Origin of the sequence: Polaromonas sp. DSP2-3-2b2 (assembly GCF_049895905.1) — a bacterium.
In the GTDB taxonomy this organism is placed as follows: Bacteria; Pseudomonadota; Gammaproteobacteria; order Burkholderiales; family Burkholderiaceae_C; genus Polaromonas.
Map to the genome: position 1 here is coordinate 24,033 of NZ_JAFCTH010000024.1, position 13,098 is coordinate 37,130.

A 13,098-nucleotide genomic window follows, 5' to 3' on the forward strand; every position below is an offset into this window, starting at 1 on the left:
GGTCGCTTCAGAAAACGGAAAAAATCGTACGCTAAGCCGGTTGCAGCGGTCGTAGCGGCCTGAACTTGCCCGGGCCGATTTTGGCGCTGCTGCGCCAGAGGTAGTCACCCGTCAGGTTGATGTGCTCCCAGCCGAGCGGCGACAGGTACTGCAACAGCGCGTCATCGACCGCATGGCCGTTGCCACGCAGTGCGTTCGCTGCCCGCTCCAGATAGACCGTATTCCACAAAACGACGGCCGCCGTCACCAGGTTGAGGCCGCTGGCCCGGTAGCGCTGCTGCTCAAAACTGCGGTCGCGAATTTCACCCAGCCGGTTGAAGAACACGGCCCTGGCCAGCGCGTTGCGCGCCTCGCCCTTGTTCAACCCGGCATGCACGCGGCGGCGTAGTTCCACGCTTTGCAGCCAGTCCAGGATGAACAGCGTGCGCTCAATGCGTCCCAGCTCGCGCAGGGCCACGGCCAGACCGTTCTGGCGTGGGTAGCTGCCGAGCTTTCTGAGCATCAACGAGGCCGTCACCGTACCTTGCTTGATGGAGGTCGCCAGCCGCAGGATGTCATCCCAGTGGGCGCGGATGTGTCTGATGTTCAGCCTGTCGCTGCTGATCATCGGCGCGAGCGCGTCATAGCTGGCATCGCCCTTGGGAATGAATAGTTTGGTGTCGCTCAGGTCGCGGATGCGCGGCGCGAAGCGAAAGCCCAGCAGGTGCATCAAGGCAAAGACGTGATCGGTGAAACCCGCCGTGTCGGTGTAGTGTTCCTCGATGCGCAGGTCGGATTCATGGTACAGCAGGCCGTCCAGGACATAGGTCGAATCGCGCACGCCGACATTGACCACCTTGGTGTGAAACGGCGCGTACTGGTCGGAGATGTGGGTGTAGAAGGTCCGCCCTGGACTGCTGCCGTACTTCGGGTTGATGTGCCCCGTGCTCTCGGCCTTGCTGCCGGTTCTGAAATTCTGACCGTCGGACGATGACGTGCTGCCGTCGCCCCAGTGCCCGGCGAAGGGATGCTGCAATTGGGTGTTCACCAATTCAGCCAGCGCTGCCCCATAGGTTTCGTCGCGGGTATGCCAGGCCTGCAGCCAGGCGAGCTTGGCGTAGGTCATGCCGGGGCAGGACTCGGCCATCTTGCTCAAGCCCAGGTTGATCGCATCGGCCAGGATGGCGGTCAGCAGCAGGTTCTTGTCCTTGGCCAGATCGCCCGATTTCAGGTGCGTGAAGTGCCGGGTGAAGCCCGTCCACTCATCCACCTCCAGCAGCAGCTCGGTGATCTTGACGTGCGGCAGGATCATCGCCGTTTGGTCGATCAGCGCCTGCGCGTTGTCGGGTACCGCCGCATCGAGCGGCGTGACCTTCAGGCCCGACGCGGTGGTGATGATGGCGTCCGGCAGCTCGTTGGCCGCCGCCAGGCGGTTGACCGTGGCAAGCTGCGCCTCCAGCTGTGTTAGCCGGTCGTGCAGGTACTGGTCGCAGTCGGTGGCCACGGCCAGCGGCAATTCGCTGGACTGCTTGAGGCTGGCGAACTTCTCGGGCGGCACCAGGTAGTCCTCGAAGTCCTTGAACTGGCGCGAGCCCTGCACCCAGATGTCGCCCGAGCGCAGCGAGTTCTTGAGCTCCGACAGCGCGCACAGTTCGTAGTAGCGCCGGTCGATACCGGCGTCGGTCATGACCAGCTTGTGCCAGCGCGGCTTGATAAAGCCGGTCGGCGCATCGGCGGGCACCTTGCGGGCGTTGTCGGTGTTCATGCCGCGCAGCACCTCAATGGCGTCGAGCACGCCCTTGGCTGCGGGCGCGGCCCGCAGCTTGAGCACACCCAGGAATTGCGGCGCGTAGCGGCGCAAGGTGGCGTAGCTCTCGCCGATGCGGTGCAGGAAATCGAAGTCATCGGGCTGCGCGAGCTTCTGCGCCTCGGTGACGCTCTGGGCAAAGGCATCCCAGGACATGACGGCCTCGATGGCGACGAACGGGTCGCGGCCCGACTGCTTGGCGTCGATCAGCGCCTGGCCGATGCGCCCGTACAGGCGCACCTTGGCGTTGATGGCCTTGCCCGACGCCTGGAACTGCTGCTGATGCTTGTTCTGGGCCGCGTTAAACAGCTTGCCCAAAATGCGGTCGTGCAGGTCAATGATTTCGTCAATGACGGTGGCCATGCCCTCGATGGCCAGCGCGACGAGGGTGGCGTAGCGCCGTTGCGGCTCGAACTTGGCCAGATCAGCGGGCGTCATCTGGCCACCCTCGCGGGCGATCTTGAGCAGCCGGTTCTGGTGAACCAGCCGTTCGATGCCAGTAGGCAGGTCGAGCGCCTGCCAGGATTTCAGGCGCTCGATGTGTTCGAGCATGTGGCGCGAGTTCGGTTTGGCGGGCGACTGGCGCAACCAAGCCAGCCAAGTCGTCTTGCCGTTGTCGCGGCGCTTGAGCAGGTCATCGAGGCGACGGTGATGCACGTCCGAAAGCGGTTCGGACAAGGCTTCGTAGATGCGCCGGTTGGCGCGGGTGATGGCCTCGGCGCAGACGCGCTCGATGACATCGAGCGCCGGAAGGATGATGTGCCGGTGGCGCAGCGCATCAAGGATGCTGGCGGCCAGCACGATGCCCTTGTCCGTCTGCAAGGCGAGCTCAGTCGCAGTCCGCACCGCCTGCCGGTAATGCGCCAGGCCGAACGGCTCCAGACTCAGGTAGGCGCGCAGTTCAAGCAGATGCTCGCGCCGGGTTTCCTCGCGCTCGGCATACTGCGGCCAGCAACCCAGATCGGTGCGCAGTTGCCGCGCGATCCACTGCACGAGGGGCGCCGGCACGGCGGCATCTGGCAGCAGCCCTTGACCCGGAAAGCGCAACAGGCACAACTGCACGGCGACGCCCAAGCGGTTCGCATCGCCGCGCCGCTGGCCAATCAGCGACAGATCGGCCTCGCTGAACGTGTAGTGCCGGATCAATTCATCTTCGGTATCGGGCAATGCCAGCAGGCTTGTCCGCTCAGCGGTGGACAGGATTGAACGGCGTGGCATGGCTAACTTTCTGTTCTCAGGTACTGATACAAGGTTTCGCGGCTGACGCCAAACTCGCGAGCAAGCTTTGCTTTCTGCTCGCCAGCGGTGACCCGCCGTTGCAGCTCGGCCACCTGCTGCGGCGACAGTGCCTTCTTGCGGCCCCGGTAGGCCCCACGCTGCTTGGCGAGGGCGATGCCCTCACGTTGCCGTTCGCGGATCAGGGCGCGCTCGAACTCGGCGAATGCGCCCATCACCGACAGCATCAGGTTCGCCATCGGCGAGTCCTCGCCGGTGAAGGTCAGGCTCTCCTTGACGAACTCGATGCGCACGCCGCGCTGGGTGAGCTTGTGCACCAGTCGGCGCAGATCGTCGAGGTTGCGTGCCAGGCGATCCATGCTGTGCACCACCACCGTGTCGCCCTCGCGCACGAAGGCGATCAACCTTTCCAGCTCGGGGCGCTGGGTGTCCTTACCCGATGCCTTGTCGGTGAACAGCCTGTCTACCTGAACATGTTCAAGCTGGCGTTGCGGGTTCTGGTCGAAACTGCTGACGCGTACATAGCCGATGCGCTGATCGTGCAAGGTGACCTCCTGAGGCCAATGTGTCAGGATGAAATCTATAACCCTTGACGGCGCGTGTCAATAAATCCAGATAACGACTCTATTCTGACGGTTTCGTGTGGAATGGTCTGACGCCCGGTTAGGGTATGCCTCAGATGGACACCATCCTTCTTTAGAGCTTCAGGCCGTCTCAGGCGAGTCGAACGCGGCATAGCGTACGATTTTTCCGTTTTCTGAAGCTCACCAAAATTCAGGAGAGCTAAAAGTCACAGAAAATTAACGATGGGCGCAGCAACGCAAGCGTTGAAACAGCCGTTTTCTCCAGCGTGATGGTGTAGGCACTGCTTTGCCACCAACGCGCCGCCATGAAGCCTGTGAGGGTTCGAGCTGGTCTACCTGGTGGACTGCGTCCCCCACCCTGCGCTAACGCTCCGGCCCCCTATGCCGCTTCGCGCACGAGACGGATGTCAACTTCTCTGTCAACGTACTTCCATTCCTCTGCTGCACGCAGCTCGGAAAGCAACGTGTTGAACTCAGCCTCATGGATTGGCGCGAACTCGAACCAATTGAGAAAATCGAACGGTTCATTTTCTGAGAGGTCACGGCAGTGGTGGAGCTTGCGCGCTATTGCAGGCAAGTAGTTAAGCCCGATTTGGATGTGCTTTGACTTTTCGAAAACGCGCCGACGCTCGTCTTGCGTGAATTCCCACCAAGCTGCGTTTTTCCGGATCGGTATCAACGCAGCGCAAGTTGCTTCTGGGCGCGCTAGCCCTTGCTGCTTCGCCACAATTTCGTTCTTTTCTTCGCGCATGACATACCGTTCATTGCTTGTTATTCCACGAAGTACCCAGGGCGCATTGGCTTCAAGCTGCAACTCTGAGGCAGATATTACGTTGAGCCTGTTGGCTTCAGGCAGTGGCTTGCCAACTATGGTTTCGGTTCCAACGATCCGCCAAAGACCGATGTCTCCGCCGACGAATGCAAATAATCGCGTATCCATTTCAACCTTTCATGTTGATGTTTAACTTTTTTACAGCTTCAAAGAACCTATCTGCCCATCCATGCTTGTGCATCATCGCCTCGCGCAGGATTGCATTAATACGGGTCTGATAGCTCTTTCCATTGAATTGGACTCCCTACAGCCTTCTCTCGCCAGAGTTTCTGGACCAATTGCGCTTGTACTGGCGCGCCTGCCGATCCGGCGCCAAAGGCGATGACTGGCTGTTTGCCAGCCGCCGCGATTCCTCCCGGCCTCGCAAGGGCGCAGGCATCACCAAGGCCGGCGGCATCCATTCGCTGCGGCATTGCTTTGCCTCGCATCTGCTTGAAGGCCCCGGTATGAAGAGGTATTACGTGAGCAAGTCAGCCAGCTCATCAGCTTAGCGTACGATTTTTTCCCTTTTCTGTGACGACCCCATCAAGCTGCTCTCAGGCTCACCCAACGCAAACGAAACGCGCCCGTTGAGTCCGGCTGCGCCCAAAAAGGTGCGAGCCCAGGCGAGATGGCTGGACGCCTCGTCGCTCTCCTCACCGGCCATCACCACATGGCACAGCAGGTCTTGCAGCAGCGCGCTGCTTGCCACGGCTTGGAGCATTTTTCGGCCTTTCGCGCTGCCGTCAAAGGCAACGGCAAAGCTGGTGGGCCTGCGGTATCGCTTGGGAACCACCAGCACCGGGAGCCGCACTGCACGGATGGCTTGCTCGATGTGATGGTCCAGATGCAATTTTCTGCCTGGCTCGGCAGGGTGGTTCTGTCCGAAAATAAATAGCCTGCATTCGGGCTCCAGATCCACCAAGGTTTCAACCAAACTTCCGTGGCGCTGTCGGCTTTGCACCGTGGGGATGCCCGCCTCCCGGACTCTTTCTGCAAGCGCATCGAGCAGTTCGCGGCCATGGTGCTGCGCCAGCGTGCTGCGCTTTTCGTCCAGCGCACTCAACTCCTGCAACAAGGTTTCCTGAGCACCCAGACCGATGCTGCCGCTGAGGTCGCTGCTTGGTGCCTGTTCAGGGTGCCGGTCCAGCACATGGAGCAGTTCCAGGGGAGCCGCCAGCCGCAACGCAGCCCAGATCGCGTAGTCGCACACATTGCGCGCAGAAGGGACCGAATCGACGCAGGCCATTACTTTTTTCATGGTTTTCATCGCTTAATGGCCCATCATTCGTTCAACGGCATCAGCCTTGTCATGCACGGCGAACTTGTCGACCAGGGTCGTACTTGCCTCGTTCATGCCAATGACTTCGACGGCCGCGCCTTCGCGGCGGAACTTCACCACCACCTTGTCCAGGGCGTTCACCGCCGTGATGTCCCAGAAATGCGCCCGGCTGACATCAATGCGCACCCGCGCGATCGCTTCCTTGAAATCAAAGCTGGCGATGAAGGCATCGGCTGAAGCAAAGAACACCTGGCCCACCACGGCGTAGGCGCGACCTCGCCCTTCGTCGAGGCTTTCGCTGTCCACCCGCAGCACGCGGCCGACCTTGTGGGCGAAAAAGATGCCGCTCAGCAGCACGCCGACGAACACCCCCTTGGCCAAGTCATGCGTGGCAACGACGACCATCACCGTGGCCACCATGACAATGCTTGAGCTCGGCGGGTGCTTGCGCAGGTTCTTGAGCGACTCCCAGCTGAAGGTACCAATCGACACCATCACCATGACGGCGACCAGCGCGGCCATGGGAATCTGCTGGACCCATGGACCCAGGAACACCACCATGATGAGCAAAATGACGCCCGCCGCCAGGGCCGAAAGCCGTCCCCGGCCACCGGACTTCACGTTAATGACCGACTGGCCGATCATGGCGCAGCCGGCCATGCCGCCCAGCAAGCCCGAGGCGATGTTGGCCACACCCTGGCCGACGCACTCGCGGTTCTTGTTGCTCGGCGTGTCGGTCAGCTCATCGACGATGGAAGCGGTCATCATCGACTCCAGCAGGCCCACGACGGCCAGGGTCAGGGCGTAGGGAAAGATGATTTGCAGCGTGTGCAGGTTCAGTGGCACATCGGGCAGCAAAAAGACAGGCAGGCTGTCAGGGAGTTGACCCATGTCGCCTACGGTGCGAATGTTCAGTCCGAGCACCATGGCTACGCCGGTCAGCACGACGATGCACACCAGGGGCGAGGGCACCGCTTTCGTCAGCAGCGGAAAGAGGTAAATGATGCCCAGGCCTGCGGCCACCATGGCGTAAACAGGCCAGGGCGCGCCCATCAGTTCGGGCAGTTGCGCCATGAAGATCAGGATGGCCAGCGCATTGACGAAGCCGGTGACGACGGAGCGCGAGACAAAGCGCATCAGCACGCCAAGCCGCAGCCCGCCCGCCACGATTTGCAGCACGCCCGTGAGCAGGGTCGCCGCCAGCAGGTACTGCAGTCCATGGTCCTTGACCAGCGTGACCATCACCAGCGCCATGGCGCCGGTGGCCGCTGAAATCATGCCGGGACGACCGCCCGTGAAGGCAATGACGACCGCGATGCAGAATGATGCGTACAGCCCGACCTTGGGGTCCACCCCGGCGATGATGGAAAAAGCGATGGCCTCGGGAATCAAGGCCAGCGCGACAACGGTTCCGGCAAGCAGATCGCCGCGGACGTTGGACAACCAATCCTGGCGTAAAGTGTTTTTGAATTGCATGAGTCAATAGCGAAGACGGCCAGCGCCCGCGCAGGGCGGAGCTGGATCAGGAAAAAGCGGGTGGCGGGGGAAGCGCCTCGTGGTGCTCGCAAGGAGCAGGGCTGAATTTGCGCTTAAGGCGGCGTGACGGAGCAGAAGTAGCCGCGCGGCAGCATGCTGACCGGATAGGACTCCGGTCTTCCAGGAACATTTTGGCCTGTATGCTGCATCAAATGATTTTAGCTGCAGTGGTTTTACGCACAAGCAAAACCGTCGATTTGGCTTGCTTTTGGCCTGCTTTCTTTAACGAAATGCCAAAGAAGTCACAGCATCTTTTTCTGCTCGGATGAATGAAGTGCGGTCATTTTTCAGTGTTCAGCATGGTGTCAGCCGCTGCTGGAAGTGATGGCAATGAGACGGTCTGAGGCGGCTCAGCCGCCCATGCAAACGTTTGACTCAGCTGGTCTTTGAGCGCCATGGCCCCGGCCACACTGAGGTGATGCGCATCCCGGTAAAGGGGCACGCCCCCCTCGATCAGCCTGCACTCCGGTGCGCAGAGCCAGGGCACCGGATCCACATACTGAAACTGCACGTCTGGCTCGAATTCGCCGACCACTGCCAAGAACGGCGCATTGGTCAACTTTTCTTCGCTGCTGGACGAACGCGCGCGCTGGCGGCCGCTGGCAACTTCCAACGCCAAGGCGGCCGGAACGCTCTTGTTGTAAGCCGGCACCGGTCCGATCAGGATCACGGTGCGCTGGCCCTGCTGGAGCCACTTCAGCGTTGCGCGCAACCCGGCTTGGGCTGCCGCTTGACCGTCCATAGCCTGACCAGCGGAGGACGCCATTTGAATGGGGCCGCCTTCACGAAAATAAGTGCTCCAAAAAGCGGTCATGACCACCGTCTTGATGTGCGGGTGCGCCACCAAGTACGCCTTCACCTTGGCCTGCAGCGCAGGACACGCGGCCCGGATCGCGCTGCCTGCCTCGAACACGGGCGCGCAGCCCAGATAGGGCAGCAACACAGCCCGCTTGCCCTGCTGGCGCAGCACCTCGTGCAGCGCCGGCGCAAGCGACACCAGGTGGCTGTCACCCCACAGCAGCATCTGCGGCTCACCCTGGCCGCCTCCCAGCAGGCAAGCGGCCTGAGGCGCCAAATCGCTGCAGTGCTCATACGGAATTAACGGCGAGCGGGCCTTGTCCAGACTGACCACGGCAGGCGTGAACCGGCCTGGAAACCCGCTCATCACCACCCCGGCTGCGCAAAACAAGCCAAGCGCGAGCACCAGCGCCGCCCCGGACGGCAGGGCCAGGCGCGCCAGGCCACCGGCGCTGCGCCGAAACGGTTGCTCGACGAAATGGTAAGACGCGCTGGCCAGCAGCAAGGAGACCAGCAACAAAAGCGGCCAAAAGCGCGACAGCGGCTCCATGCCATTGGCGTACTGCGCCAGTACGATCAGCGGCCAGTGCCATAAATACAGGGAGTACGAAATCAGGCCGACATAGACCACGGGCCGCCATTGCAGCAGCCGCCCGGCAAGCGTCGGGCCGCTGCTGCCCGCATGGATGACAGCTGCAGCGCCGAGCACCGGCGCCAAGGCCGTTAGGCCGGGAAAGACAGTTGCATCTCGGTAAAAAAAGCAAGCCAGCATGATCGCCATCAAGCCGCTGGCGGCCAAGGCTTCTCGCAGCAGGCGTGAGCCGATGCAAGGCAGCACGCGATAGGCGAGCAATGAGCCGGCCAGCAGCTCCCAGGCACGAAAAGGCGAGAGAAAAAATACAGCACTCCGGTTGCCCTTGACCACCATCACAGCACCAGCGAGCGAGACCAGCGCGCAAGCCAGCACGATCCAGACCACGCGCTTGCGCCAGTATCGGTAACACAGCAGCAAGAAAACCGGGAACAGCAGGTAAAACTGCTCCTCCACCGCCAGTGACCAGGTGTGCAGCATGGGGTCGAGCTTGCTTTCGGTGGCGTCGAAGTAGCCAGACTGCTGGTGCCAAAGCAGCACGTTGGAGGCGAACAGCAGTGTTGCCAAGGCAGCGCGCAGCGTGCCGATGTAGTCGCTGGGCAGCAGCACGGCATACCCTGCCGCGAGCGTGACCGCAAGCATGGCAATCAAGGCGGGAAAGATGCGCCGAGCGCGCCGTTCATAGAACCGGGCAAAGGTAAAGCACCCTTGCTCGATCTCATCGCTGATGATGCGGGTAATCAAGTAGCCGGAAATCACGAAAAAGACATCGACTCCGACGAAGCCACCAGGAAGCAGCCCAGAGGAAAGGTGGTTGAGCACGACAGCGAGCACGGCGACGGCGCGCAGCCCGTCAATATCACCGCGGTAATGGGTCAAGGCCATAGGAGGCGCTCCCTGCGATTATTTTTGAAATTCATGGCATCGGCACAGCCAGGAACGACGCACTTTGACAAGCGCGCAGCATCAGGCAAGGTTGCTGAAAAGCCCAAAGGCAAAGAAAAATGGAGGTGTCGAGCCAAGCGCGCAGTTAGGCGTCTGGCAAGCCCGGTCATCAGGGCGCATTGCGCGCCGGCTCAGGACTTGATCAAGGCGGCGTGACGGAGCAAAAGTAGCCGCGCGGCAGGCCGCATCCGGGGTAAGACACCTCGGCTGGGAAGAGCATCAGGCTTGCAGCACGCATGAAAAAATTATACAAGAGGCAATGATGGGACGAGTATCAGTTCGATGGCTGAAAGCTTGTTGGGGACCTAGGCCATCGCCGCCAGCTGCATTTTTTTCTAGCGCTTAAACCATTGATAAAAAAATGATCGTCGCGTATTTACGAAGCAGCCATGAACCACTGTTTCACGAACACGATTTCAACGAAAAGATTTCACCTGGTTCGGTCAGCAACAGACTGGCAAGAGCGAGCCGACCTGCAGAACTGTTTGCTCCATTGTCAACATTGGGATAAGCCACTAGGCTGTCAGCAATGTGCGACGATTTCGATGACCGCAGCACCGCCAACCAACCACGCGCCGTCCGTCAGCATTGGCTACAGCAGGAACATCGCTGCAGCGACCATCGTCGGCAAGGCAGCGCCGAGAAGCAGCCCCACGGCGCCTATGGACTCGTCATTAAAGCCCTGCTTGAGCAAGGCAACGCCGGCCGGGTTTGGCGCATTGGCAATCACGGTCAGACCCCCGCCCGCCACAGCGCCGGCAACCAGCATGTACTTAGCCGTATCACTGATGCCTTCAATCAAAGAGCCCAGATAGGTAAGCGCAGCGTTGTCCGTGATGGCAGTCAGTCCCAGGGCGCCGAAGAACAAGGCAGTCGGCTCCAAACTTGAAACGATGGGCTGCAGCCACCATTGCTGCATGCCTCCGAGCACGACCAGACCGGCTAGGAAAAAGCCCACCAGCAGTGCCTCCTTCAAGATGAGGGGCGTTTGGTAGCGGGCATAGGCTTGCGTGAAGCCCAGGAAGAACAGGAACAAGCCCAGGAAAATGACCGGGTGGTGCGCGAACGCCACGACAGCGGCCAAAAAGGCCAGGTGAATCACGCTGACGAGGGCCGGAATGCGGCTGCTGCTTTCTTTTTTGGCGGCAGGCTCCACATCGGCAAGGTGCGGGCGCAGCACCAGCATGACGACCGTCGCGTTGATAAGGACCGCGATGACGGCCTTCCAACCGAAGTTGGCCACCATGAAGGCGCTGTCCCAGTTCCAGGTGGCGGCCACCATCAGAACCGGGGGCGCCGCAAAGGAGGTCAAGGTGCCGCCGACTGAAATATTGACGAACAGCACACCGAGCGCGGCATATTTCAGCCACTCTGGAATGCCAGGACGAAACACCAGCGGCGCCAGCATCAACGCGGTCAGCGTCATAGCAGCAGGCTCGGTGATCAAGGAACCAATCAAGGGCACCAGCGCCAGGCACAGCCAGACCTGGGCGATGATGAAGCGAGCCGGCGCAAGCCGGGCAAGATAGGCAACCAAGGCCTGGATGGCCTCCACCACGGGGCGCGACGCGGCGACCACCATGATGACGAACACGAACAAAGGCTCGGTGTAGTGTCTGGACTCGGCGTACTCGATGGCTTGGGAACCACCCACCGTTAAGGCCATGGCCGTGACGAGCACAACCGCTCAAAAGCCGAAAACCACCTCCACTTCCCCCAGCAGGTGAAACAGCCCTTCATGCTTTGGGTAGGTATGGGCGAGTCGCTCGAAGAACTTTGTCGAAAACGTATGAATTAACGCGAGTGCGAAAAGACACGCGGCGATGATGTCGATGTTGGGCATGGTATTGAGCATGAGCTATTACCGTACCATGAAAGCTGACCATGCCCGCCGAACGCCGATTGACTGGCGGACCATTCTGGTGGTGCCAAAACGGTCCATGTCAAGTTGGCTGAGTCAAGAGTCTGCGAAGGTTCGCTTTGGGCACTGACCCTAATTTCACGAGCGGCTTCTGGCGAGCAATGCGTTGGACTGCCAGAAAACTGCCGGTCGCGAATACCCGGTTACGCTGTTCCGGCGTGATTCACGCCACTTCCAGACTGGCCCCTTGCCAAGCCCGCCCGAGGCGCTGGTAGCCGCTAGCCTACAACCTCATCAACTAACGATAAAAACCGTTACCAGCTTGTAAGCCAAGGCAGTCTCTCAAACAGCCTTGGCAATCGGCATGTCCACCCACGCGGTCGTATAGCCCGGCGTCAAGCGTTCCTGGCGCATGCCCCAGAGCCGGGTTCGGTCATCGATCCCGCTGCTGGCCAGGCGCACCATGCCCTTGCCGTATTTTTCGTTCAACGCATCGATCGTGGCCATTAGCTTGACTCGCTCCCCAATGGTCTCAGGCTCCAGGTCCAATTCGCCTTGGTACAGGCTGCCGGGCACCAGGTCGAGCAGCATGACGCCCGCCTTGATCAGCTCAAAGCCGGGCTTGTAGATCGAGCGCAGACCCAGCACGGCGGCCTGCACGAGGCAAGCGGTGTCCGCCGTCGGCCGGCGCAGTGGAACATTGGCGCTTTGCGAAAAGCGCGGCCCCGGGCGGTGCGGCGAGGTGTGGGCAAACACCAAGACTTCACTGGCCACGCTGGCCTGGAGGCGCAGCTTTTCAGCCGCGCGCGTCGCAAACTCGCTCACCGCCTCAATGAGCGGCCCGAGGTCCGTCACCGGCCGGCCAAAGCTGCGGGTGCAGGCAATCTCTTTCTTTGGCGTGGGCTGCTCGTCCAGGGCAATGCAGGACAGGCCCTGAAGCTCGCGCACGGTGCGCTCAAGCACCACGCTCCAGCGTCGGCGCACGGTAGCCGGGTCCATGCGCACCAAGTCCAGCACGGTGCCAATTCCGCCCTCCTCCAGCTGCCCCGCAATGCGCCGGCCCACGCCCCAGACTTCGCCGACCTTTGTCGCGGCAAACACCGCGTCCAGGTCGCTTGCCGGCAGGGACGCCAAGTTGCACACCTGGGCGAACTCGGCCGGGTAGCTGCCGGGCTTTCGCTCGGCGGTCTTGGCAATATAGTTGGCCAGCTTGGCCAGGGTCTTCGTCGAACCAATGCCGATCCCGGTCGGGATGCCGGTCCACTGCAAGATGCGCTCGCGCACGGTTTTAGCCCGGGCGGTGAGGTCCCCGCGCACCCCTGTGAGGTCAATGAAGCTCTCGTCGATGCTGTAGATTTCCTGTCCAGGCCCCAGGCCCGCGGCAATCGACATCATGCGTTCCGACATGTCGCCATAGAGCGTGAAGTTGGCCGACAGGCCCACCAGCCCGTCGCTGTCGTTCAAGTGCTTGACCTCGAACCAGGGCGCGCCCATGGCAATGTTGAGCGCCTTGGCCTCGTTGCTGCGGGCGATGCAGCAGCCATCGTTATTGCTGAGCACTACCACCGGCCAGTGCTTCAGGCTTGGCCGAAAGACGCGCTCGCAGGAGACATAAAAGTTGTTGCCGTCGACCAGCGCGAACAGGGCCATGGCAGTGCTCCTTGGGT

The 13,098-nt window shown here is 61.2% G+C and carries 7 protein-coding genes and 1 pseudogene; all 8 read right to left on the reverse strand.

Annotated features, from left to right (window positions below):
• Positions 1–31: 31 nt before the first annotated feature.
• Positions 32–3,004, reverse strand: a complete 2,973-nt coding sequence (locus ACP7AD_RS16080; protein WP_426148758.1) for a Tn3 family transposase — start codon at positions 3,002–3,004, stop codon at positions 32–34.
• A gap of 2 nt (positions 3,005–3,006) precedes the next feature.
• On the reverse strand, positions 3,007–3,567 hold the full coding sequence (locus ACP7AD_RS16085; RefSeq protein ID WP_426148759.1) for a recombinase family protein: 561 nt from the start codon (positions 3,565–3,567) through the stop codon (positions 3,007–3,009).
• Positions 3,568–3,985: 418 nt separating this feature from the next.
• Positions 3,986–4,546 carry a chlorite dismutase family protein gene (locus tag ACP7AD_RS16090; protein WP_426148760.1) on the reverse strand — a complete coding sequence of 187 codons (561 nt, stop codon included), beginning with the start codon at positions 4,544–4,546 and terminating at the stop codon, positions 3,986–3,988.
• Between the two features lie 379 nt (positions 4,547–4,925).
• Positions 4,926–5,678: a universal stress protein gene (locus ACP7AD_RS16095; RefSeq protein ID WP_426148761.1), complete on the reverse strand. Its 753-nt coding sequence runs from the start codon at positions 5,676–5,678 to the stop codon at positions 4,926–4,928.
• Positions 5,679–5,690: 12 nt separating this feature from the next.
• Positions 5,691–7,175 (reverse strand): SulP family inorganic anion transporter, encoded by a 1,485-nt coding sequence (locus ACP7AD_RS16100; RefSeq protein ID WP_426148762.1) that lies wholly within the window; start codon positions 7,173–7,175, stop codon positions 5,691–5,693.
• A gap of 340 nt (positions 7,176–7,515) precedes the next feature.
• On the reverse strand, positions 7,516–9,510 hold the full coding sequence (locus ACP7AD_RS16105) for an acyltransferase family protein (RefSeq protein WP_426148763.1): 1,995 nt from the start codon (positions 9,508–9,510) through the stop codon (positions 7,516–7,518).
• Positions 9,511–10,162: 652 nt separating this feature from the next.
• A pseudogene (locus ACP7AD_RS16110) lies at positions 10,163–11,413 on the reverse strand (putative Na+/H+ antiporter).
• Positions 11,414–11,773: 360 nt separating this feature from the next.
• Positions 11,774–13,075, reverse strand: a complete 1,302-nt coding sequence (locus ACP7AD_RS16115) for a Y-family DNA polymerase (protein ID WP_426148781.1) — start codon at positions 13,073–13,075, stop codon at positions 11,774–11,776.
• Positions 13,076–13,098 lie beyond the last annotated feature (23 nt).